Source organism: Bradyrhizobium guangzhouense, from assembly GCF_004114955.1.
Taxonomy (GTDB): Bacteria; Pseudomonadota; Alphaproteobacteria; order Rhizobiales; family Xanthobacteraceae; genus Bradyrhizobium; species Bradyrhizobium guangzhouense.
Genome location: NZ_CP030053.1, coordinates 810,092 through 831,870, shown reverse-complemented (window position 1 = coordinate 831,870; position 21,779 = coordinate 810,092). Strand labels below are relative to the sequence as shown.

The window sequence follows — 21,779 nt, the reverse complement described above, 5'->3', positions numbered from 1 at the left end:
GTCAGGGCTTGATGGGGCGGTGGGGTGCTGAGGTGTCGGCTATGTCTCCGAACGCTGCACGTGGCCAGGCATACGACTGTCATGCCCCGGCTTGACCGGGGCATCCAGTACGCCGCGGCCCGTCCGCTCAACCATAGCCGCCTCGGCGTACTGGATCGCCCGGTCAAGCCGGGCGATGACACCGAGTGAGTAGGAGCAGCTCCCCCAAACCTCGCGCAACTGTCTCACTTTGCGACGCTTTTTCCTCATCCTTTAAGCTTCGGAACGACTCTAGAACGAATCGCGGCCGAATCGCTGACTCCCCTCGGAGTCCCGATACGTTCACGCAAGGTGTCGTGGGACTCGTTTTGCGTGTGCACTAGATGGAGTTTTGGGGTGCCGCACAAGCGACGATTTGATGGCTGAAATCCTTAAGTTGGGGATGGCGCGGAGTCGAATCAGAATCGGCAAGGAGTCAAATGGATTCACGGACAATGGTGGGCCTCCGAGGCATGTCGCCAAAACAACCCCATGCACAGTAGGTAAGTCGTTGATATCGTGAGAGGCAGGTCTCCACCCGTCATTCCGGGGCGGAGCGCAAGCGACGAGCCCGGAATCCGTCGTGAGACAGTCGCCGCGGCCCAATGGATTCCGGGTTCGCGCCAAGGGGCGCGCCCCGGAATGACGGAGAGAGTTACTGCGTCTTCGCCACCCTTGGCGGCTGGGCTGTGGTGATGAAGCTGGTGGCTTCCAGCATCGCCGGCCCCAGGGGCGTCGGCACCTTCAGCCAGAACGGAACCAGCACCCTGGTGCCCGCGACGGGCGCGAGCGCGATCTCGATGTTGCGCTGGGCGGCGAGATATTTGATCACCGGGCGGTCGGGGATGTAGCCGGCGATGGGCACGAAATAGAGCGCGCAGACCACGACGGGGCCGTGATAGCCCTTCTCGGCCTTCACCGTCTCCATGCGCTTGAAATCGAGCTTGAGCTCGTAGCGCATGCGGCCGTCGAAGATCGGCGCCGATCCGTGGCAGGCCTCCGGCGACACGGGATCGCCGGTGCCTGGCACCCGCACCAGCGAGGCCGTCATCGGATCGAACACGCCGCGGCGATGCGCGTCGGTGACGACGATACGATCGGGGTCGACCGGCGGCTCCGGAATGATGCCGAACTCCTTCACATTACCCTTGTCCAGGGTGATGTGGATCTCCTCGGTCTTCTTCGAGGTGGTGGTGGAGGCCTGGTAGGCCGAGGCGACCAGCGCGCCATTGACGATGCGCCCCTGCGAGGCGCCGGTGCCGGACCCGCCCGCGAAGGATTTCAGGATGCCGGTGGTGCCGCCGGAGGCCGCCGCCGAGAACACGTCGTCCTGGATATCGATGTTCCAGGCGCCGCGGCCGACCGGAATGCCCGATAAGCTCGCCTCATATTGCGCCTCGAGCTTGCCCTGCGCCGCCGCGGGATCCACCGCCCACGCCAAAACCAGCCCGGCACCAGCGGCCAGGGCCAGCCTGCCGGCAGCGCGCCGCCGGGGCGAAATCAGGGAAGGCGTGTGCACGAACGGGTCCAATCGGAACAGCGAGTGGTTGTTACTTAAGCCAGTTACTGCGCCAGGCAATGCATCCGGGCAGCCAGTTTAAGGAACTCACTGGACTCTTCGGCGGCGATTACGCCCTTTATGTGATGGTAAGGGGTTTTAAACATTGCCGTTTTGGTGATTGGCCGGTGGCGCGGGCCGCACTCGAACACCTTTCCCAACCGCTCCGCTGTCATGCCCCGGCTTGACCGGGGCATCCAGTACGCCGCGGCCGGTCTGGTGAGAGCCAGTTCTCAAACGCAGGCCTCTGGGATACTGGATCGCCCGGTCAAGCCGGGCGATGACACCTGCCTTCGCGGGCGATGACACCTTTCGTGGGGCACTCTCCCCGCCCATTCCGCTGTCATACCCCGCGAAGGCGGGGTATCCAGTACGCCGCGGCGGATCTGGTGAGCACGAGCTCTCAAACGCCGGCCTCTGGGATACTGGATCGCCCGGTCAAGCCGGGCGATGACACCTGCCTTCCCGGACGATGACACCTTTCGTGGGGCACCCTCCCCGCCCATTCCGCTGTCATACCCCGCGAAGGCGGGGTATCCAGTACGCTGCGGCGGATCTGGCAAAAGCGAACTCTCAAACCCCGGCCTCTGGGATACTGGATCGCCCGGTCAAGCCGGGCGATGACACCTTTCGCGGACGATGACACCTTTCGTGGGGCACCCTCCCCGCCCATTCCACCGTCATACCCCGCGAAGGCGGGGTATCCAGTACGCTGCGGCGGATGTGGTGAGGCCGAACTCTCAAACCCCGGCCTCTGGGATACTGGATCGCCCGGTCAAGCCGGGCGATGACACCTGTTGGGGGGCACGATCTGTCCCCCAAATCCTTGACTACCCGCCCCTCACCCCCTATACGTCCGCCCGCTCCCTCAAGGACACAGAATTTGCCCCCGTGGCGCCCCGAATGGCGGCCGCAATCATTGGGGGTTCGAACGTAAGGATTTTTGCCATGTCTCGCCGCTGCGAACTGACGGCCAAGGGCCCCCTCGTCGGCCACAAGGTCAGCCACTCCAACATCAAGACCAAGCGCCGCTTCCTGCCGAACCTGGTCAACGTGACCTTCATCAGCGAAGCCCTGGAGCGCAACGTGCGCCTGCGCGTCTCCACCAACGCGGTGAAGAGCGTCGACCACAATGGCGGCCTCGACGCCTTCCTGCTCAAGGCCAGCGCCGACGCCCTGTCGCCGCGCGCACTCGAGCTGAAGCGCGCCATCCAGAAGAAGGTCGGCGACGCGCCGGCCAAGAAGGCCAGCTAAGATCTTTTCGGAATAGGGCGGGGGCTAGGTTGCGTCGCGTGGCGTAGGCTTAGCCAGTTGAGTTTTGCGTTGCGGCCGGATCGAAAGATCCGGCCGTTCTGTTTTCTACGCATTGCTTGCCTACGCTCGCCTTTGAACCTCGATGTAGCCGAGACGCATTGTCCGCGTTATGGTTCAATCATGCTCCAAAGCGCGACCCGGAAAGACGAGACACTGTTGGGGATCGGTTTTTACACTGTCCCCGAAGCCGCGCGGCTGCTTAAAATTGCGCCACTCAACATTCGGCGCTGGTTGGGCGGATATCGCTTCACGCAAGGCGACAAGACGGTAGACATGCCGCCGCTTTGGAAGCCTCAACTCCCGCCCTACGATCATCACATGGAGCTAGGCTTTCGGGATCTAATCGAATTGCGCGTTATCAAAAGCTTTCTTGACGCAGGCCTATCGATACTGACCGTTCGCAACTGCCTAGAGTATGCCCGCGGATTGGCTGGAGACGATCATCCGTTTTCAACTCGCCGCTTCCGAACTGACGGCCGTACCATCTTCCTAGAGAGTCTGCGCAGGACCGGCGAAGACGAGGTGCTCGACCTCAAGAGCCACCAATACGTAATCAAGAAGGTGATAGACCGCACCTTTAAAGACCTCGATATATCTCAAGACATCGTCACGCGCTGGCGACCATTCGAAGGCAAGCAGAGCATCGTCATCGATCCGAGCCGTGCCTTCGGACAGCCGATTACAAATAATTATGGCGTGCCGACCATAACCTTGGCAGATGCCGTTAAGGCTGAGGGCTCAGTGGAGCGTGTGAGCAAACTGTACGACGTCTCTCCTTCCGCGGTTCGGGACGCCGTCAGGTTTGAAAAATCCCTCGCTGCGTGAAGCTGTTTTTTGACCACAACATGTCTCCGGCGATGGCACGAGCCCTTCGCGAATTATTCAAAGGCGAGCACGAAATCACCTACCTCGCAGAGAAATTCCCGCGCAACATTAGTGATATCGATTGGATTTCGAACCTGAGCAAGGAAGGGCTGTGGGTCGTTATCTCAGGCGATCGACGGATTACAAGAAATCGCGCAGAGTATCACGCGTTCCGCAATTCCAATCTGATCGGCCTGTTTCTCTCCCAGGGCCTCTACAAAGCACCCGTGATTAAACAGATGGAGCGGCTGCTGGCGCTCTGGCCCGTAATCCAGACAGTTCCAGCGACGGTTCAGGGTGGCGCGATGTACGAGCTACCAATAAAGAGCACGAAACTTCGGCAGTTGAAGATCTAGACCATCCTGCCTTTGGTCACCCCACCGATCACCAGCGTCGCAGTGTCTACTACTCACGACAATGCCGAGTCCCTGTAGCTATAGTCGCCCGATAGCATCACCCGGAGGGGCCATCATGAAGCACGCACCCAAACCCGACCCAAAAACCTCGTCATCTGCTGCGACGGCACCGGCAACGAGATTTCGGAGAACATCTCCAACGTCCTGAAGCTCTCTCGCTGCCTGCACAAGCCGGACACGACCGAGCGGCGGTAGTTCGCGTTTGATCGGACGCCGAGACAAGAAGCTCGCGCTCCCCTACCCCCGAAAATCAATGCTCCGCAGCACGATCCCCGGCGGGGTGCCCTCGAATTCGCAGGCGCGGTATTTGCTGGCGGCGCGGGTTTCGATGCGGTCGCGGAGGCGGGTGAACTGGGCTTCGCGGTGCTCGGTGGCGACTTTCGGGCCGCGTTCGAGATCGTCCATGGCGGAGGTCGAGATGGCGCAGGGGATTTCCTTCGCGCCGTCGTGCATGGAGAACTGGATGATGCCGCGGTCCTGCTCGTGGCCGATGAAACGGCCGCTGGTGAGGGGCATGGGAGACTCCTGTTGCGGTTGCTTTGCGGCGCGATGATTGCTTGCCGTCGTCCTGGCGAAGGCCAGGACCCATTACCCCGGTCATCTGTTGTTCAAGCACGCTGTGGCACAAGCCTGCATAACAACTCGCTTTGGTGGTTATGGGTCCTGGCCTTCGCCAGGACGACGCCTGTATTCCGGGCGCACACCTATCTTCAATTCGTGCAGATGTTTCAAAAGTGCGCACCTGTTTTCGCGCACACTATTTTTGGGCACGCCTGCTTTCAGCGCTCAAAGCATCGCCGCATCGCGCCCGCGGCGCGCCTCAAACGTCCGCGCCCAGTCTCACGAAATCGTCGAGCAGCGCGGCGACCAGAGCGCGGTGGCGGGTGTCCTCGGCTGGGAGGCTGGCGGCATAGAGGTTGAGGAGGTAGCGCGCCTTCACGGCGGCCTCGGGCCAGGAGGCTGATGGCACGGTCATCAGGCGGTGTTCGAGATCGGCCTCGCGCTCGCGCAATTGCCGGACATTGTTCTCGACCTCGGCCAGCACGCGGCGGAGGTCCGTGGCCTTCTGCGCGGCCATGCCGCGATGCTTGTCGAGATCGACCGGATGATCAGTCATTGGCGATGCTCGCATCGACGCGTTGCGCCTCGGCAAGATCGAGCGCGCGGATCGACAGCATCTCCATGGTGCCGGCAGGGCTTTCCGCCGGCACGATGATCGACGTGCCGACGCGGCGCCAGGCCGAGAAGGTCTCGCTCTCGATCGTCTCCTCGTCGGCGATCACCTGATAAACACCCGCCGGCAGCATGCGCTCGATGCCGCGGATGTGGAACGGATGCTTGAACGTGACGGTTTCCCGCCGCGAACGGATGGTCATGCACGCCTGCCTTGCTGCGAGAGCGGCCCCAAACCGACGCCGGTGACCACGACCATGCGCTTGTCGCGCGGCAATAGCCAGCGCTATCGTCATTGTGTCACCTCTCTCCTCTCCGCGTCATTGCGAGCGAAGCGAAGCAATCCAGAGTCTTTCCGCGGCTGGCAGTCTGGATTGCTTCCCTTCGCTCGCAATGACGGAGTGGGAGAGGTGAAGCACCCATCGGCCGGCGCTGGCTGCACGCGTGGTGTTTTAGTCCTCGCTATTGGTGGTGGGGAGGCGTAGGCTTGCATGCATCACCGCATCTTACGCTACGGCATCGACCGGTGACTGAGGGTCACGTGCGCTCCCGCCGGGAATTCAGTCGCCAGGGCACGCCTTCCGCGTGTCCGCGCAGGAGCATGCGATGCCGCCTTTTCGCGCCTCGGAATGGATCGTTCCGCCCGTCGTCGTTCCCTTGTTCCTGTTGCTTCTCGTCGGCATAGCGGCGCTGTTTCATGGCTAGGCCCGTGCGCGTGCCCTATCTGATCTGGGCGACCGGCGAATACGGCAGCGCCAATCACGGCCGCAGCAACGCCACCGTGGCGCTGCGGCTGGCGCGCAAGCTGCTGCGCGACGGCTTCATGGACGTGCGTGTCTGCACGCCGCGCGGCCGCGTGCTGCAATCGGACGAACTGGACGAACTGAAACCCGCAAAGGAGCTTGATGCCATGGCCAAGGGACAGCAACGCGGCAACCGCGAAACCAAGAAGCCGAAGAAGGAAAAAGCCAAGGTGATCGCCGCGGCGCCGAGCCGGAAGGACGTCGCCTGGCAGCCGGATTTCGGGCCGGGGAAGAAGAAGTAGGGGTTTTCGCCTCGCCCGTGAGACTTCAGCGAAGACCGATGCAAGTCCTCTTCCGTCGTCCTGGCGAAGGCCAGGACCCATAACCACAGGGACGAATTTGGCGAAGACCGGTCGTTCGGGATTCGCACCAATCGATACGGATGAATCACGCTGTATGGGTCCTGGCCTTCGCCAGGACGACGGCGGAGTTTGTGGCCCGGCCGAGCGCACATCCGACGATCCCGTCTCCTCGGCGCCGCGCATTTCCGCTATACTCGCCCCGGTAGCATCACCCGGAGGCGCATCCCGTGGATCACGCAGGCAAACCCGAGCCGAAAAACCTCGTCATCTGCTGTGACGGCACCGGCAACGAGATCTCGGAGAACATCTCCAACGTCCTGAAGCTCTATCGCTGCCTGCGCAAGACCGACAAGACGCAGCCGCGGCAGGTGGTGTTTTACGATCCCGGGGTCGGCACGGTGACGGAGCCGTCGACGTGGCATCAGATCAAGGCCGACGTCAATCTGGTGCTGGGGCTCGCCACCGGCTACGGGCTCGATGACAACGTGCTCAACGCCTATTGCTTCCTGGTCGAGCATTACGCGGCCGGCGACAAGATCTTCCTGTTCGGCTTTTCGCGCGGGGCCTACACGGTGCGGGTGCTGGCGGGGCTGATCCACAAGATCGGGCTGATCTCGCCGGAGCAGAAGAACCTCGCGGGCTCGGGCATGGTCGCCTACAAGCAGTTTTCCGACACCGGGCGCGGCAACATCGTCGAGGACCTCAAGGACGTCGCCGTCGACGAGCAGGGGCCGCTGCCGAAGGACGCGTTCGACCTCGCGGCACAGTTCGCGCGCATCACCTCGACGCGCTGGGCGACGATCCACTTCATCGGCGTGTGGGACACGGTGGCGAGCGTGATCGTGCCGCGGCGGGAGAATTTCTTCTTCGTGTTCAGCATGGAGGAGCTCGCCTTCACGCGGGTCAACCCCAGCGTCGCCATCTTCCGCCAGGCGATCGCGATCGACGAGCGGCGGCGCATGTTCCGCCTCAACAAATACGAGGAGCCGCAGGACTTCTGGAGCAACCGCTACGTGCGAGACGAGAAGAAGGTGCCGCAGGACATTCTGCAGGTGTGGTTCGCCGGCGTGCATAGCGACGTCGGCGGCGGCTATCCGGAAGCCGAGAGCGGCGAATCGAAATATCCGCTGATCTGGATGATCGAGGAGGCGGCGAAGGCGGGGCTGAACTTCAATCCGCGCACTGTGAACCAGCTCGCCTGGGGCATCCAGCGCAAGAACTCGCCGTTCCGATACGTGCCGCCCGGCTACGCCGACGACAAGGCGGACCAGCTGCACCATTCGCTGACGGGGGCGTGGTGGCTGCTGGAGTTCATTCCGAAAAGCGCGAAGTACCGGGAGTGGCCGGAGCGGAAGGAATTTCTCGGCTTCTACATCCCCGACGGCGAGCCGCGCCTGATTCCCGAGGGCGCGCATGTGCATGAGAGCGTGTTGAAGCGGATGGACGTGGAGCCGGACTACCGGCCGGTGAATTTGCCGAAGCAGTATGTCACGGTGCCGATGCCGGTGCCGCCGGGGGTGGATCTTGCTTCGCCTCTCCCGCTTGCGGGAGAGGCCGACGCGCTCGCAGAGCGCGGCGGGTGAGGGCTTTTTCCTCTTGGGGATTGTCCCGCCGCGGAGACACCCTCTCCCCAACCCTCCCCCGCAAGCGGGGGAGGGAGCCAACCGTCAATGCCGCAGCATCAAAGCACGCCATACGCGATTGCCGGCCCTCCAGGCGAGGGAGGTTGTGCACCCCGCTACCTCCACCATCTCCAATCGCCGCTACTTTTCATTAAAATTCTCTGACGCGCCTTAGCGTGATCGCATCACATCGCCGGCATCATTGGTCCCGAGACCTCCGCAAGAACAGCGGAGCAGGAGGACACGTGCCACAATATCCGCGAAAGTTTGCACGCGTGAAGCCCGCAGGCCTGGTGTCCCGCCAGGCCAAGATCATCACCGACCCGCGCGCGCCGGTGATTCCGTGCACGCTGATCGACTATTCGCCGGGAGGGGCCTGCGTCGATCTCGGCGGGCAGGTGAAGATCCCCGACAGATTCGAGCTGCTGCACGTCAACACCAAGAAGCGCTGCCGCATCGCCTGGAAGCGCGGCACGCGGGTGGGCGTGGTGTTTTGAGGGGTGTTATGGTCGGCGAAGCTGCCACCAAATATTCAGCCGTCGTCCTGGCGAAGGTTGAGGCGCGCGCTGCCCGCCCTCACCGCCCCCTCACACCTTCCGCATCCGCGCCTTCGCCCCTGCGATGATCTGCATGGCGACGCCGCCGATCCACCCCACCAGCACGAGCCAGTGCAACGCGGCGTGCGGCTCGAGGCGGAGCACGATGACGGCGACGGAGACGAGCGCGGTGAGCGTGGCGCAGAGCGTGCCGGCGGAGCTCAAGAGCTCGGCGGCGTCGATGTGGCTGTGGGCGTCGTCGAAGGGCAGCTGCGGCGTGTCGATGCCGAGATAGAAGCCGACGACACCGAGCAGCATCATCAGCAGCAGGAAGCCCTGCGTGGTGAGCGCCGGGATCGCCGATCCGACATAGGCGCCGACGAACAGCCCGCACGCAGCGCCAGCCATCGCGAGACCCAATCGCTCGAACACATGGGCAGTCTTGCGAACACGAAACCGCATGGCGGACCTCCGTGATGATCTCGGGAGGTTAGGCCAGTTTGGCGGGCGGTGGAAGCTAAGGGGAGTTACGGATGCGTGAGGGAGCGTGACGCTGCGCGCGCCCCAAGCTCACCTTGCCCCGAACGTGGTCTTGCCGAACAGCGCCTTCTGCGTCGACGGCTGCGAGCGCCAGTATTGCGGGGGCGCTTCGACTTCGCCGCCGAGTTCGGCGGCGGCGTGCCAGCCCCAGCGGGGGTCGTACAGCATGCCGCGGGCGAGCGCGACCATGTCGGCCTTGCCGCTCGCCACGATCTCCTCGGCGTGTTTCGGCTCGGTGATCAGGCCGACGGCGATGGTGGGCAATCCCGTCTCGCGCTTGATGGCCTCTGCAAACTGCACCTGATAGCCGGGGCCGAGCGTGATCTTCTGCAAGGGCGAGACGCCGCCGGAGGAGGCATCGATCCAGTCGACGCCGCGCGCCTTCAACGCTCTCGCGAATTCGATGGTCTGCGCCAGGTCCCAGCCGCCCTCGACCCAGTCGGTCGACGACACCCGCATGCCCACCGGCTTGTCGTGCGGGAACACGGCGCGCACGGCGTCGTAGATTTCGAGCGGGAAGCGCATGCGATTTTCCAGGCTGCCGCCATAGTCGTCGGTGCGTTTGTTGGAGATCGGCGACAGGAATTGATGCATGAGATAGCCGTGTGCGCCGTGCAGCTCGATCGCATCGATGCCGATGCGCGCCGCGCGCTTGGCGCTGTCGACGAAGGCCTCGCGGATGCGCTTCAAGCCGGCGCTATCCAGCGCAAGCGGCGCGGCCTCGCCTTCCTTGTGCGGGATCGCCGATGGCGCCACCGTCTGCCAGCCGCCTTCACTCAACGGGATGAGCTGGCCGCCGTCCCAGGGCTTCGCGCTGGAGGCCTTGCGGCCGGCATGGGCGAGCTGCATCGCGATTGCGGTCGACGAATGCTTGCGCACCGAGGCGAGGATCTGCTTCAGCGCGGCTTCGGAGGCATCGCTGTAGAGGCCGAGGCAGCCCGGCGTGATGCGGCCGATCGCCTCGACATGGGTGGCCTCGATGCAGAACATCGCAGCCCCCGACAGCGCGAGATTGTTGATGTGGGTGAAATGCCAGTCGGTGGGAACGCCGTCCTCGGCCGAATATTGGCACATCGGCGAGACCACGACGCGGTTCTTCAGGGTCAGGCCGCGCAGCTTGATCGGGGAAAACAGGGCGCTCATGCGGGGGATCCGGGGACAGAGGGAAGGAAGCGATTGCATGAAGTTTAGTGGCCGGCCAGCGAATTGCGAGATGCGCGGACAGCATGGCGAATGGCGGGGCCATGCATTGCGGGGGATGGGCCGGAGAACCCCGCTGTTATCCCGGGGGCACGCGAAGCGTGAGCCCCGGATCCATCACCACAGGACCGGGTTTGGCGAAGGTTGGTCACTCCGAATCTTCGCAAGACTCTCGCTGCGGAGTATGGGTCCCGGGCTCGCTGCGCGCCCCGGGACGACAGGAGAGGTTGGGGGCGACCTGGGCCCCTCGCCTCCTACGGCAAATCCTCGAACTTCCCCGGCCGCGGCTTGCCCATGCGAATCTTGCCGTCGGGCAGGATCTCGCCATCGGCCTCGGCGGAGAACTGGATCGTGTTGCCGCCGCCATCGCGCTTGCTCGCCTTGCCGAGGGTGCCGAGCTTGTCGGCGAGCGCGGTGTCGTCGGCGACGAAGACGCGATAGTCAGTGAGATGGAAGCGGCGCGGGGCCGCCCAGGTGAAATCCGGCACCGAGGTGCGCATGTCGAGGTCGTTGTCGCCGCCTGCGCTGCGGCCGGTGACGTCGCGGAACAGGTCGGGGCCATCGAGCGGCTTCGCGCGGGCGCCATCGACGGCGTAGATGTTCAGCGTGACGATATGCCGCTCGCTGCGGAACGACACCGCGAGGAAGCGCGAATCCGCCGACCACGTCGCGTGGAAGGCATCCGGCGCGGTGTCGAGGATGTTGTCGTCGTTGATGTCGTCGAGCGTCGTCAGCTTGCGATGCGCCGGCTCCGCCATCAGGTAAACGCGAAAACCGTCGCTGCCGGATTCGCCGCCGCCATGGGCGGCAACCGAGAGCTTTCCGTTCGGCGCCTTGCCGCCGAGGATGATGGCGTATTCGCCCTTGCCGTATTGATGCTCGGCCGTGGCGAAGGCCGGCGATATGGCGAAGGCGAGAAGAAGGGCGAGGACGGCGCGGCGGTGGAGCATGATTGTGTGTCGGCGAAGGGGCAGCCGACGTTCAATCTACTCCACCAGCGTGAATTGCAGCAGCAGCGTGCGCTGGAGCATGGAGAAATTATCGTCCGACACCATGGTCAGCACGGTTTCGCCTTCGGCCGTGACGTGGGCATCGATGCCCTCCATGTTGTCGACCTCGTGGCCGAGATCGGCGCGAAACAGCTCATCGCCGTCGACCAGCGCGCCAGGTGCGATCGATCTCAGGGGGATGGCGCGGATGCGGATGTCGATGCCGGTGAACCAGGAGAATTTGCGTTCAAGAATCAGGACCTCGCCGGAGGCCAGCAGCACGGCGTCGCTGATGTCGAATTTCTCGGTGCGGCGCACGGCGAACTGGCCGGGCGACGGACCGCCGATCAGGAAGGCGACCAGATTGCCGTCGGCATCCAGCCCGCGCTCGGAGAACGCTACAAGCGTGCCCGCCAAAGGTTGGCCTTTCGGCACGAACACCATCGCCTCCAGCCCCTTGTTGACCGGCAGCTTGCGGATCGCCGCCGGCGAGGCGATCACCTCGCCGTGGGCGCGCGTGCCGCCCTTGGCGAAGTCGAAGCGCATGATCTGGTTGACGCGTTCGAGCCCGACGTAAACCAGCGAGCCGTCGCGCGCGAGCGACTCGGTGTCGTACCAGAGCCGCTTCTCCGTGATCGGCCGCCCCTCGGCGTTGAGCATCGGCGCCGCCTCGACGTCGTCGAGCCCGGCCATCCTGCCGCCCTCATAGCGGATGGCGCCGGTGAACCAGGTGCCTTGATCCGACAGCGCGAGGAAGCGCTCGCCCTTGTCGTCGAGGAAGCGGAATCCGGACAGGCCGCCGAAACCGCGATGCGGCGAGGTCAGCACCAGCCCGCTGCGATAAGCCAACCGCCCGAACCGCACGCGCGAGCGGTCGCGCGGCTCGAAGTACGGAATCGGCCGCGCGTTGACCTCGATGCTGACGGGCGCGTCGACGGCGTGCTCGGGCTGCGCCGGTCTGGGCGCGGCCTGCGCCTGGGCGAGCCGGGGCAAAGCGAGAGTGGAAAATCCCGCCGCCGCGTGGCCGAGAAAGCTGCGGCGGGATTGATAGCTGCTCACGAATGCAATTTGCGTCGCGGGCGACCGGCCGGCTGTGACGGCGCGGTGTTGGTCTCGCTGAAGAGTTCGGCGAGCTTTTCGGTGATGGCGCCGCCGAGCTCCTCGGCATCCACGATCGTCACCGCGCGGCGGTAATAGCGCGTCACGTCATGGCCGATGCCGATCGCGATCAGCTCGACCGGCGAGCGGGTTTCGATCTCCTCGATGATGTGGCGCAGATGCCGCTCGAGATAGTTGCCGGGATTGACCGACAGCGTGGAATCGTCGACCGGCGCGCCGTCCGAGATCATCATCAGGATCTTGCGCTGCTCGGGGCGGCCAAGCAGGCGCTTATGCGCCCAGTCGAGCGCCTCGCCATCGATGTTCTCCTTCAACAGCCCCTCGCGCATCATCAGGCCGAGATTTTTTCGCGCCCGGCGCCAGGGGGCGTCGGCGGATTTGTAGATGATGTGGCGGAGATCGTTGAGGCGGCCGGGATTGGCCGGCTTGCCGGCGGCCAGCCACGCCTCACGCGATTGCCCGCCCTTCCAGGCGCGCGTGGTGAAGCCCAAAATCTCGACCTTGACGCCGCAACGCTCCAGCGTGCGCGCGAGAATGTCGGCGCAGGTCGCCGCCACCGTGATCGGGCGTCCGCGCATCGAGCCGGAATTGTCGAGCAGCAGCGTCACCACGGTGTCGCGGAACGTCGCCTCCTTCTCGTGCATGAAGGAGAGCGGGTGATAGGGATCGGTGACGACGCGCGACAGGCGCGCGGGATCGAGGATGCCCTCTTCGAGGTCGAACTCCCAGGCGCGGTTCTGCTGCGCCATCAATCGGCGCTGCAGCCGGTTGGCCAGGCGCGCGACGATGCCCTGCAGATGCGCGAGCTGCTTGTCGAGATAGGCGCGCAGGCGCTCCAGCTCGTCATGGTCGCAGAGATCCTCGGCGGCGATGACCTCGTCGAATTTCGGCGCGAAGGCGTGATATTCCGGCCCGCGCGGCTCGTTCTTGCCGTGCTGGTTGGGACGCGTCGCCTCGCCCGGCGTCTCGTCGTCGCCGAGCTCGCCATCGTCAAACGTGTCAGAGGTCGAGGCCTGCGCGCTTTCCATCGCGCTCTCGCTCATCTCCTCGGATGAAGCCTGCGCCTGGTCGGCGCTCATCTCCTGCGCGGCGTCGGAATCGGGCGAGCCTTCGGCGCCGGACTGATCGTTGTCGCCGTCCTGGTTCTCGTCGTTGTCGTCATTGTCCTCGCTGTCGGCGCTACGCTCGTCGCCGAGTTCCAGCGCGGTCAGCAGGTCATGCACGGCATCGCCGAACTTGGTCTGGTCCTCGACCACGCCGTCGAGCCGGTCGAGCCGCTTGCCGATCTTGTCTTCGAGAATGGGCCGCCAGAGATCGACCATCTTCTTGGCGGCCGCGGGCGGCGCGAGGCCCGTGAGGCGCTCGCGCACCAGCATCGCCAGCGCGTCGGCGAGCGGCGCGTCGGCGCGATCGGTGATCTCGTCGAACTTGCCGCGATGGAAATGGTCGTCGAGCATCGCGGTGAGATTCTTGGCAACGCCCGCCATGCGGCGCGCGCCGATCGCCTCGACGCGGGCCTGCTCCACCGCCTCGAACACACCGCGCGCCTGCGGATTGCCGGGCATCAGCTTGCGATGCAGCTTTGCGTCGTGACAGGCGATCTTGAGCGCAATGGAATCGGCGTGACCGCGCACGATCGCAGCATCGCGCTTGGTCATCTTTCGCGCCGGCTCGGGCAGCCGCGCTTTGCCAGGTGCGAGGCCCGGGCGCTCGGCGGCGAAGGAGACGTCGAGCTCGGGCGACTTCGCGATCGCCTTCAGGCAGGACGCCACCGAGCGCTTGAACGGCTCGGTCGGCGCTTCCTTCGTATTGCGGAATTTGGAGTTGGAGGTGGTCATTTGACCCTATCTGTCGTCCCGGCGAAGGCCGGGACCCATAACCACCGGCCGTCGTTGGGTCAGGAAAACTATCGGCGTCGTTTCGTCGAGAAACCTCGCGGTATGGGTCCCGGCTTTCGCCGGGACGACATCTCAACCTCAGCTGAGCGCCACGTTCACCGCCGATTCCGGCAGCTCGGCATTGAAGCAGCGCTGATAGAACTCGGCGACCAGGGGACGCTCGAGCTCGTCGCACTTGTTGAGGAAGGTGACGCGGAACGCAAAGCCGATGTCGCCGAAAATATCGGCATTCTCGGCCCAGGTGATCACCGTGCGCGGGCTCATCACCGTCGACAGATCGCCATTGGCGAAGGCGTTCCGGGTGAGATCGGCGAGACGCACCATCTTGTTGACGATATCGCGGCCTTCCTGGGTGCGATAATGCTTGGCCTTCGCCAGCACGATCTCCACTTCCTCGTCGTGGCTGAGATAGTTCAGCGTGGTGACGATCGACCAGCGGTCCATCTGGCCCTGGTTGATCTGCTGGGTGCCGTGATAGAGGCCCGAGGTGTCGCCGAGGCCGACCGTGTTGGCGGTCGCGAACAGGCGGAAGGCCGGATGCGGCTTGATCACCTTGTTCTGGTCGAGGAGCGTCAGGCGGCCGGAGACTTCCAGCACGCGCTGGATCACGAACATCACGTCCGGGCGGCCGGCGTCGTATTCGTCGAACACCAGCGCGACGTTGTTCTGCAGCGCCCAGGGCAAAATGCCGTCGCGGAATTCGGTGACCTGCTTGCCATCGCGGACCACGATGGAATCCTTGCCGACGAGGTCGATGCGGCTGATGTGGCTGTCGAGGTTGACGCGCACGCAGGGCCAGTTCAGGCGCGCGGCGACCTGCTCGATATGGGTGGATTTGCCGGTGCCGTGATAGCCGGTGACCATCACGCGGCGGTTGCGAGCGAAGCCGGCGAGAATGGCAAGCGTGGTGGCGCGGTCGAAGCGGTAGTCGGAATCGACTTCAGGAACGTGAGGATCGACTTCGGAATAAGCAGGCACCTCGAGATCGCTGTCGATCCCGAACACCTGGCGCACCGACACCTTCATGTCGGGCAAACCGGAAACTTCCTCAACTTTGGACATGGCGGCGGTCGTCATCAATCCTCCGAGGCCCCGGGCGGTCCCGAGACCAGTTTATTTGCACGTTGGCTGCGGCTGGGTGCGACTGCGAACCTATCAGAGACAACGTGCCGGCAGAAGCCCGCCCCGCAATCAAAGTTCCGTTGTCTTTTCATTTAGATAGGCAAGGAACGCGATTTTTGGAAGGCTGCCCTGCAAATCTCGCCCAAATTTCGCGCCGGACACGTGCCCTGCCCAAAGGAATGGCAAGGGAACGGCAAGGGAATAGCAAGGGAATGCCAGGCGAATGGCACTTTCACCGGCCAGCCCCATTTATGTAAGCGTCTGAACCCAATCGCTCCAGCCTGCCACAGAGACCTCGTGACGTCCTTCCTTGATCCGCTGATCTCGTTCGTTTCAGTCCATGCGTGGCTGGCCTACCTGACCCTGTTCCTGGCAGCGCTGCTCGAAGCGGTCCCGGTGGTGGGCTCGGTGATTCCCGGCTCGACCATCATTCTGGCGCTGAGCGCTCTGGTTCCAGGCGGCGATTTGAAGCTGCAATGGGTGCTGCTCGCGGCCGCCATCGGCGCCGTGATCGGTGACGGCTCGGCCTACTGGCTCGGGCACCGGCAGCAGCGCAAGATCCTCAACACCTGGCCGCTGACCAATTACCCGCGCGTGGTCGAGGAGAGCGAAACCTTCTTCCACCGCTTCGGCACCTGGGCCGTGTTCTTCGCCCGCTTCGTACCGCCGATCCGCGCTTTCGTGCCCGTGACCGCCGGTGCGCTGGATATGCCGCCGGCGCGGTTTTACGCCGTCAACATCCCGGCGATCCTGGTCTGGGCGCTCGCCCATGTGCTGCCGGGCGTGCTGGCGGTGTCGGCATTTCACCAATATTTCGGCGCGCCGCACGAGGGGCATCCGTTCAAGCACATGTGGATTTTGACGGTGGTGGCGGTGGCGATCGTGGTGGGTGTGACGGCGTGGATTTATCGCCGGCGCAACGGCGGCGCGGTCGCGGAAGCGAAGCCGCGGGGGTAGCTCCCTCCGCGAGTCGTCCTGGCGAAGGCCAGGACCCATTACCCCCGGGATCAGTTTAGCGAAGATTCATCGTTCGGTGCGGCTACCGTCCGCGATCGATAGATTCCGCGGTATGGGTCCTGGCCTTCGCCAGGACGACGGAGGAAAGAGCTGTGCTAACCAGCAGCCCCTGCCCTTCTCCCCGGCGCCGGCCCCACATATCTCGCCCGCGGCCTGATCAGCTTGCCGAACTGCAATTGCTCGCTGGCATGGGCGATCCAGCCGACGCTGCGGGCCATGGCGAACAGCGCGAGCTCGCTGCCTGCGGGCAGCCGCAGCGCGTGGACGAGCACGGCGAGCACGTAATCGATGTTGACGAACTCGCCGGTCGCCTCCGCGATCCGCTCCGGCACCTCTTTCGTGAATTTGCGTGGGGCGCCGGCGCGCGCCAAGGCATTCAGCAGCGATTGCGCGCGGGGATCGCCGCGCTTGTAAACGCCATGGCCGAAGCCCGGAAAGCGCTCGCCGAGCGCGACGCGCTCGCGCACCATCGGCTCGACGTCGCGATCGACCAGCGTCTTGACGAGCTGCGAGGCCAGCACGCCGGCGCCGCCGTGCTTCGGGCCTTTCAGCGCGGCGAGGCCGGCGATCACGGCATCATAGAGATTGAGCCCGGTCGAAGCCGCGCAGCGCGCGGTGAAGGTCGAGGCATTCAATTCGTGGTCGGCGAGCAGCACCAGCGCGCGGCGGATCAAATCAGGCGCGTGCTTGTTGTCGGCTGCCCAGGCGCGCGCGATCTGCTGATGCAGCGGCTCGGATGACGGCTCGGCATTGAGCATCGTCGCAACAAGGAGCCGGACGATGCGCGCACCGACCAGCGCGCGACCATCGGGTGCACGGGTGAAGGCACGGGAATCGGCGCCGGTCGCCAGCGCGAGCACGGCGATGGCGCGGTCGATCGGCGCCGCGCGGCGCGCAGCTTCCGCGATCGCGCGCATCTCGTCGGAGATCTTTGGCTGATTGTCAGGAGCGAAGGGATCGACGTCGGAGACGTCCCAAAGCAGCGTTGCGGTATGCTCCAGCGTATCGTTCTCGGCGAGATCGATGCAGTTCACACCGCGATAGATCGCGCCCTCCTCGGTGATGGTCGAGATCTCAGTGTCCATGACAGGCAGGTCGGCATCGAAGCTGCGCAGGCCACGCGGCTCCGGCGACGGCACCCGACGCTCCTTCAGCGCGCGGACGTCCTCGGCCCGATAGCGGTTCTTGCGCGAATCCGGCGTCGGCTCGGAGCGGATCAGGCCGCGGCTGACATAGGCGTAGAGGGTCGCCGGCGAGATCGCGAGCTCGGCCGCGGCCTCCCGGGCCGAGAGGTAGAGCTCTTCGGAATTATTCATGTTGATTTATGTAATCAAGATTGATCAATCTGTCGAGAGGCCCAATTCTTCCCGAGTGCAGTGCAAAAAGGGAGCTTTGGGCCATGAACATCCACCTCACCAAAAGCCAGATCGGGCTGGACGGCGTCCCCGCGGCTGAAACCGTGCTGAGCCATGTCGACGGCGAGCGCGGCGAGCTGATCATCGCCGGCGAGCATGTCGGACGGCTTGCCGCCGTCTCGAGCTTTGAGGGCGTCACCGCCCGGCTCTGGAACGGCGCCAGCAAGACCACCCTCACGGAAGCCAATGTGCGGGCGAGCCTGAGTGCGGGCCGCGAGCGTGCCTTCGCGCGACTGGACGAACTGCTGCCGTCGACGCGCGGCATGGGCATCATCGACGGCTTTCGCGCGGCCGTCGCCGGCTTGCGCGCCGAGCACGGGCTCGAGCACGAGGCGACCATCGTCGGCGCGTTCCCGGTGATCGCGGGCGCGCTGGTCCGGCGCGCGAAGGGGCTCGACCCGGTCGCGCCCGATCCGACCATGAGCCACGCCGCCGATACGCTGCGCATGCTGCATGGACGCACGCCCGCCGCTCGCGAGGTCACCGCGCTCGATGCTTATCTCGTCACGGCGAGCGACCACGGTATGAACGCCTCGACCTTTACCGCGCGCGTGGTCGCCTCGACGCAAGCCGATCTGTTCGCGGCCGTCACGGCCGGTTATTGCGCGCTGACCGGTCCGCTGCATGGCGGCGCGCCGGAGCCGGTGCTGGAAATGCTGGACGCGATCGGCACGCGCGAGAGAATCCAGCCCTGGGTCGATGCGGCGCTCGCGCGCGGCGAGCGGATGATGGGCTTTGGTCACCGCGTCTATCGCGTGCGCGATCCGCGCGCCGATGTGCTCAAGATTGCGGTCGAGGCGCTCGCCTCCAACGGCACCGATTTGCCGTTTGCCGGCGAGGTCGAGGCCTATATCCGCGCCGCGCTGCGCAAGAAGAATCCGGAGCGGCCGCTGGAGACCAATGTCGAGTTCTTCACCGCGATCCTGCTCGATGCGCTGGCGATCCCGCGGCAGGCCTTCACGCCGATCTTCGCAGTGGCGCGCAGCGCCGGCTGGACCGCGCATGCGCGCGAGCAGCAGCGGACCGGGCGGTTGATCCGGCCGAGCTCGTCCTATGTGGGGGCGATGCCGGAGGCGTGATGAAATAGCCCGGATGGAGCGGAGCGTAATCCGGGAAAGCCGTCGTTGTGCGAGAAAGACCCGGATTACGCTTGCGCTCCATCCGGGCTACGGGCCAGTGCTCCACACTCCACAGTCGTCCCGGCGAAGGCCGGGACCCATACGCCGCAGCCGCAGTTTTTGCGTGAGATGGTCATTGCCTATATTCGCCAAACTATTGCTGCGGCGTATGGGTTCCGGATCTGCGCTTTCGCTTGTCCGGGACGACACCAAGAGTTTGGCCTGAGGCTCAGGCCTCCCGCACCACCGTCTTTAAATAATTATACGCCTTGATGATCTCGATCAGGCGATCCTCGGTGGAGCGGTCGCCACCATTGGCGTCAGGATGGTGCTGCTTGACCAACGCCTTGTACTTGCTCTTGACGTCCGCGAGCGTGGAATTCGGGCCAAGACCCATCACCTGCAGCGCCTTGCGCTCGGCGTTCATGACCTTGCGCGTTTCGGCCTTGGGCTCGGCCTCCGGACCCATGCGCCAGCTGGCGCGGCCGTTGATTTCACTGAACATGCTGAAAGGATCGGACGCCATATCGATTTCGGCTTCCGCGCCCTTCTTGCCGCCATTGGCGCCCATCTTCCACGTCGGGCGATGGCCGGTCAGCGCATCCTTCTGATAGCGCGCGACCGCGTCGGCATTCATGCCGGAGAAGAAATTGTAGTTCTGGTTGTACTCGCGGACGTGGTCCAGGCAGAAATGCCAGTATTCGCGCTGGTTATCACGGCCCTTCGGCGCGCGGTGCGCGCCCTTGTTCTGACACCCGGCCCATTCGCAACCGACCACGGTGTCGCGCGGCTTCACCTCGGCCTGCTTGCCCCGCGGCTTCACGCGGATGGAGTCGAAGAACTTTGATGAATCGATCGGCATGGCTGACTTTGACTACGCAATGCAAAAACCTTCAAGTCTTGACATTGCAATTAGATACTCACGGTAGCCGAAGTTTCACTTCGGCGTCTCTTGAAGTACGGCCGCCGAAGGCGGCCTACGCAATTGACGGAGTGCGACTGCACGATTTAATGACGCTCATGGTTATGAAAGACACTATCAGCAACAAGTTGCAGGAAGCTTTCACGCCGGAAAGCCTGCAGGTCGTCGACGAGTCACATTTGCATGAGGGCCATGCCGGCCATCGGCCGAGCGGCGAGACGCACTTCCGCGTCTATATCGTGTCTGGAGCCTTCAAAGGGAAGAGCCGGGTCGACCGTCACCGCATGATAAATGCGGCGCTGGCCGCGGAACTTTCCGGCAGCGTGCACGCGCTGGCGATCCACGCGCAGGCGCCGGGGGAAGGCGGGACGTAGAATTCCGCTGTCATGCCCCGCCTAGTGCGCAATGGCGCACGGGGGCGGGGCATCCAGTACTCCGCGGCGGATGCGGTGAGAGCAAGCTCTCCAACGTTGGCCTCTGGGATACTGGATCGCCCGCCTTCGCGGGCGATGACACCGATTGCATGGCTAAAACGACGTCCCCGCCCGTCTCGGCTTCGCCTCTTCCAGCTCGGCCTCGCGGGGGACCGGTGAAATACGGAGCGCGGTGATGCGGTTGCGTTCGCGGCGGAGGACGCGAAAGCGGAAGCCGTGGAAGGTAAAGCTCTGGCCGCGATCGGGGATCGATCGCGCCTCGTGAATGACGAGGCCGGCGACCGTGGTTGCCTCTTCATCAGGCAGGCGCCAGTCCATGGCGCGGTTGAGGTCACGGATCGGCACTGAGCCGTCGACCACGACGGAGCCGTCAGGCTGGGCGCGCACGCCGGCGACGACGACGTCGTGCTCGTCCGAGATGTCGCCGACGATCTCTTCCAGAATGTCTTCCAGCGTCACCAGGCCTTCAACTTCGCCATACTCGTCGACGACCAGCGCGAAATGGGTTTTTCGACGACGGAATGCCTTCAACTGCTCGGAGACGGGACGCATCTCCGGCACGAACCAGGGCGGCAGCGCGATGGTGGAGACGTCGATGCGGGAGGTGTCGCCGTCGGAAGCGCGGATCGCGCGCAGCAGATCCTTGGCGTGGAGCACGCCGATGATGTTTTCCGGCTTCTCGCGCCAGAGCGGAATGCGGGTGTATTCGGTAGCCAGCACCTCGCGCACCAGCTCCTCCGGCGGCAGATCGGCGTTGATCATCATCATCTCGGTGCGATGGATCATGACGTCGGAGACCTGAAGCTCGCGCAAATCCAACAAGCCGCCCAGCATGTCGCGGTCCTGCTTCTCGACCTTGCCCTCGTGATGCAGCAGATCGACCGCGCCGCGCAGGCGCTCGGTCGGCGAGAGGATCGCCTGGTGCTCGCCGGCAAGGCCGAAGCCGCGCATCAACATGCGGACGATGACTTCCACCACGCGCAGCAGCGGCCCGAGCACATACATCGTCAGCCGCATCGGGCGCGCGACCGCGAGCGCCATGCGGTCGGGCGCGTTGATCGCGATGGTCTTGGGCAGCACTTCGGCGAAGATCACGACCAGCGCCGTCATCACGCCGGTGGCGTAGAGCACGCCGACATCGCCGAACCACGCCGTGAAGATGGAGGTTGCGAGCGCCGAGGCAGTGATATTGGCGATGTTGTTGCCGAGCAGCAGTGCGCCGATCAGGCGCTCGCGCATGTCGAGCAGCTGCGAGACCACGTCGGCGTCGCGATTACCCTGCTTGGACAGCCGCAGCATGCTGGCGCGCGAGGCACCGGTCAGCGCGGTCTCGCTCGCGGCAAAGAAGCCCGAGACCAGCAGGCAGATGATGACGATGGTGAAGCCGAGCCAATCCATG

22 protein-coding genes and 1 pseudogene are annotated in these 21,779 nt (G+C 64.4%); 10 read left to right on the top strand and 13 right to left on the bottom strand.

Annotated features, from left to right (window positions below):
* Positions 1–673: 673 nt before the first annotated feature.
* On the bottom strand, positions 674–1,483 hold the full coding sequence (locus XH91_RS04020) for a DUF3108 domain-containing protein (protein ID WP_128954715.1): 810 nt from the start codon (positions 1,481–1,483) through the stop codon (positions 674–676).
* A 1,041-nt stretch (positions 1,484–2,524) separates the two neighbouring features.
* Between XH91_RS04020 and rpmB the strand changes: the two genes are divergently transcribed.
* The 4 genes and pseudogenes from rpmB to XH91_RS04000 form a co-directional block, all read left to right on the top strand.
* Positions 2,525–2,830 carry a 50S ribosomal protein L28 gene (rpmB, locus tag XH91_RS04015; RefSeq protein WP_128949381.1) on the top strand — a complete coding sequence of 102 codons (306 nt, stop codon included), beginning with the start codon at positions 2,525–2,527 and terminating at the stop codon, positions 2,828–2,830.
* Positions 2,831–3,046: 216 nt separating this feature from the next.
* Positions 3,047–3,715 carry a DUF433 domain-containing protein gene (locus tag XH91_RS04010; RefSeq protein ID WP_245470865.1) on the top strand — a complete coding sequence of 223 codons (669 nt, stop codon included), beginning with the start codon at positions 3,047–3,049 and terminating at the stop codon, positions 3,713–3,715.
* Positions 3,712–4,110, top strand: coding sequence for a PIN-like domain-containing protein (locus tag XH91_RS04005; RefSeq protein ID WP_128949380.1), 399 nt, complete (start codon positions 3,712–3,714; stop codon positions 4,108–4,110). The genes XH91_RS04010 and XH91_RS04005 overlap by 4 nt, the downstream gene beginning before the upstream one ends.
* A 96-nt stretch (positions 4,111–4,206) precedes the next feature.
* Positions 4,207–4,353: pseudogene (locus XH91_RS04000) on the top strand (phospholipase effector Tle1 domain-containing protein); the annotation flags it as partial.
* A gap of 54 nt (positions 4,354–4,407) precedes the next feature.
* On the opposite strand, the gene XH91_RS03995 reads toward XH91_RS04000, so the two are convergent.
* The 3 genes from XH91_RS03995 to XH91_RS03985 form a co-directional block, all read right to left on the bottom strand.
* Positions 4,408–4,686, bottom strand: coding sequence for a DUF1488 family protein (locus XH91_RS03995; RefSeq protein WP_128949379.1), 279 nt, complete (start codon positions 4,684–4,686; stop codon positions 4,408–4,410).
* 304 nt (positions 4,687–4,990) lie between these two features.
* On the bottom strand, positions 4,991–5,287 hold the full coding sequence (locus XH91_RS03990; protein WP_128949378.1) for a hypothetical protein: 297 nt from the start codon (positions 5,285–5,287) through the stop codon (positions 4,991–4,993).
* Positions 5,280–5,546 carry a hypothetical protein gene (locus tag XH91_RS03985; protein WP_128949377.1) on the bottom strand — a complete coding sequence of 89 codons (267 nt, stop codon included), beginning with the start codon at positions 5,544–5,546 and terminating at the stop codon, positions 5,280–5,282. The genes XH91_RS03990 and XH91_RS03985 overlap by 8 nt, the downstream gene beginning before the upstream one ends.
* Before the next feature lie 494 nt (positions 5,547–6,040).
* Here XH91_RS03985 and XH91_RS03980 point away from each other — a divergent pair, with 494 nt between their 5' ends.
* The 3 genes from XH91_RS03980 to XH91_RS03970 all read left to right on the top strand — a co-directional run bounded on the left by XH91_RS03980 (position 6,041) and on the right by XH91_RS03970 (position 8,567).
* On the top strand, positions 6,041–6,388 hold the full coding sequence (locus tag XH91_RS03980; RefSeq protein WP_128949376.1) for a hypothetical protein: 348 nt from the start codon (positions 6,041–6,043) through the stop codon (positions 6,386–6,388).
* A gap of 287 nt (positions 6,389–6,675) precedes the next feature.
* Complete coding sequence (locus XH91_RS03975) at positions 6,676–8,031, top strand: T6SS phospholipase effector Tle1-like catalytic domain-containing protein (protein ID WP_128949375.1); 1,356 nt, start codon at positions 6,676–6,678, stop codon at positions 8,029–8,031.
* Positions 8,032–8,315: 284 nt separating this feature from the next.
* Entirely contained in the window at positions 8,316–8,567 is a 252-nt protein-coding gene (locus XH91_RS03970) for a PilZ domain-containing protein (protein WP_128949374.1), read from the top strand.
* A gap of 90 nt (positions 8,568–8,657) precedes the next feature.
* Here XH91_RS03970 and XH91_RS03965 read toward each other — a convergent pair whose 3' ends face one another.
* The 6 genes from XH91_RS03965 to cobS all read right to left on the bottom strand — a co-directional run bounded on the left by XH91_RS03965 (position 8,658) and on the right by cobS (position 15,429).
* Positions 8,658–9,068, bottom strand: coding sequence for a hypothetical protein (locus XH91_RS03965; RefSeq protein ID WP_128949373.1), 411 nt, complete (start codon positions 9,066–9,068; stop codon positions 8,658–8,660).
* 108 nt (positions 9,069–9,176) lie between these two features.
* Positions 9,177–10,289: an NADH:flavin oxidoreductase/NADH oxidase gene (locus XH91_RS03960; RefSeq protein ID WP_128949372.1), complete on the bottom strand. Its 1,113-nt coding sequence runs from the start codon at positions 10,287–10,289 to the stop codon at positions 9,177–9,179.
* 311 nt (positions 10,290–10,600) lie between these two features.
* Complete coding sequence (locus tag XH91_RS03955; protein WP_128949371.1) at positions 10,601–11,296, bottom strand: hypothetical protein; 696 nt, start codon at positions 11,294–11,296, stop codon at positions 10,601–10,603.
* Between the two features lie 36 nt (positions 11,297–11,332).
* Positions 11,333–12,394, bottom strand: a complete 1,062-nt coding sequence (locus XH91_RS03950; RefSeq protein ID WP_128949370.1) for an esterase-like activity of phytase family protein — start codon at positions 12,392–12,394, stop codon at positions 11,333–11,335.
* Entirely contained in the window at positions 12,391–14,292 is a 1,902-nt protein-coding gene (cobT, locus tag XH91_RS03945) for a cobaltochelatase subunit CobT (protein WP_128949369.1), read from the bottom strand. The genes XH91_RS03950 and cobT overlap by 4 nt, the downstream gene beginning before the upstream one ends.
* Before the next feature lie 138 nt (positions 14,293–14,430).
* The gene (gene cobS / locus XH91_RS03940; RefSeq protein WP_128949368.1) at positions 14,431–15,429 is read right to left on the bottom strand and encodes a cobaltochelatase subunit CobS; all 999 of its coding nucleotides are present in this window, start codon (positions 15,427–15,429) and stop codon (positions 14,431–14,433) included.
* A gap of 342 nt (positions 15,430–15,771) precedes the next feature.
* Between cobS and XH91_RS03935 the strand changes: the two genes are divergently transcribed.
* Complete coding sequence (locus XH91_RS03935) at positions 15,772–16,431, top strand: DedA family protein (RefSeq protein ID WP_128949367.1); 660 nt, start codon at positions 15,772–15,774, stop codon at positions 16,429–16,431.
* A 155-nt stretch (positions 16,432–16,586) separates the two neighbouring features.
* On the opposite strand, the gene XH91_RS03925 is transcribed toward XH91_RS03935, so the two are convergent.
* Positions 16,587–17,807: a citrate synthase family protein gene (locus tag XH91_RS03925; protein ID WP_128949366.1), complete on the bottom strand. Its 1,221-nt coding sequence runs from the start codon at positions 17,805–17,807 to the stop codon at positions 16,587–16,589.
* Between the two features lie 83 nt (positions 17,808–17,890).
* Between XH91_RS03925 and XH91_RS03920 the strand changes: the two genes are divergently transcribed.
* Positions 17,891–18,985, top strand: a complete 1,095-nt coding sequence (locus XH91_RS03920) for a citrate synthase/methylcitrate synthase (RefSeq protein ID WP_128949365.1) — start codon at positions 17,891–17,893, stop codon at positions 18,983–18,985.
* Between the two features lie 268 nt (positions 18,986–19,253).
* On the opposite strand, the gene XH91_RS03915 is transcribed toward XH91_RS03920, so the two are convergent.
* The gene (locus tag XH91_RS03915) at positions 19,254–19,886 is read right to left on the bottom strand and encodes a J domain-containing protein (RefSeq protein ID WP_128949364.1); all 633 of its coding nucleotides are present in this window, start codon (positions 19,884–19,886) and stop codon (positions 19,254–19,256) included.
* Positions 19,887–20,035: 149 nt separating this feature from the next.
* Here XH91_RS03915 and XH91_RS03910 point away from each other — a divergent pair, with 149 nt between their 5' ends.
* The gene (locus XH91_RS03910) at positions 20,036–20,320 is read left to right on the top strand and encodes a BolA family protein (RefSeq protein WP_206733516.1); all 285 of its coding nucleotides are present in this window, start codon (positions 20,036–20,038) and stop codon (positions 20,318–20,320) included.
* A 153-nt stretch (positions 20,321–20,473) separates the two neighbouring features.
* Here the strand turns inward: XH91_RS03910 and XH91_RS03905 are convergent, their stop codons facing one another.
* On the bottom strand, positions 20,474–21,778 hold the full coding sequence (locus XH91_RS03905; protein WP_128949363.1) for an HlyC/CorC family transporter: 1,305 nt from the start codon (positions 21,776–21,778) through the stop codon (positions 20,474–20,476).
* Position 21,779: the final 1 nt, after the last annotated feature.

Coding starts and splice junctions, on each gene's coding strand:
- rpmB (WP_128949381.1), top strand. CDS start 2,525: ATGTCTCGCCGCTGCGAACTGACGGCCAAGGGCCCCCTCGTCGGCCAC.
- XH91_RS03995 (WP_128949379.1), bottom strand. CDS start 4,686: ATGCCCCTCACCAGCGGCCGTTTCATCGGCCACGAGCAGGACCGCGGC.
- XH91_RS03990 (WP_128949378.1), bottom strand. CDS start 5,287: ATGACTGATCATCCGGTCGATCTCGACAAGCATCGCGGCATGGCCGCG.
- XH91_RS03985 (WP_128949377.1), bottom strand. CDS start 5,546: ATGACCATCCGTTCGCGGCGGGAAACCGTCACGTTCAAGCATCCGTTC.
- XH91_RS03980 (WP_128949376.1), top strand. CDS start 6,041: ATGGCTAGGCCCGTGCGCGTGCCCTATCTGATCTGGGCGACCGGCGAA.
- XH91_RS03965 (WP_128949373.1), bottom strand. CDS start 9,068: ATGCGGTTTCGTGTTCGCAAGACTGCCCATGTGTTCGAGCGATTGGGT.
- XH91_RS03960 (WP_128949372.1), bottom strand. CDS start 10,289: ATGAGCGCCCTGTTTTCCCCGATCAAGCTGCGCGGCCTGACCCTGAAG.
- XH91_RS03955 (WP_128949371.1), bottom strand. CDS start 11,296: ATGCTCCACCGCCGCGCCGTCCTCGCCCTTCTTCTCGCCTTCGCCATA.
- cobT (WP_128949369.1), bottom strand. CDS start 14,292: ATGACCACCTCCAACTCCAAATTCCGCAATACGAAGGAAGCGCCGACC.
- cobS (WP_128949368.1), bottom strand. CDS start 15,429: ATGACGACCGCCGCCATGTCCAAAGTTGAGGAAGTTTCCGGTTTGCCC.
- XH91_RS03925 (WP_128949366.1), bottom strand. CDS start 17,807: ATGAATAATTCCGAAGAGCTCTACCTCTCGGCCCGGGAGGCCGCGGCC.
- XH91_RS03920 (WP_128949365.1), top strand. CDS start 17,891: ATGAACATCCACCTCACCAAAAGCCAGATCGGGCTGGACGGCGTCCCC.
- XH91_RS03915 (WP_128949364.1), bottom strand. CDS start 19,886: ATGCCGATCGATTCATCAAAGTTCTTCGACTCCATCCGCGTGAAGCCG.
- XH91_RS03910 (WP_206733516.1), top strand. CDS start 20,036: ATGACGCTCATGGTTATGAAAGACACTATCAGCAACAAGTTGCAGGAA.
- XH91_RS03905 (WP_128949363.1), bottom strand. CDS start 21,778: ATGGATTGGCTCGGCTTCACCATCGTCATCATCTGCCTGCTGGTCTCG.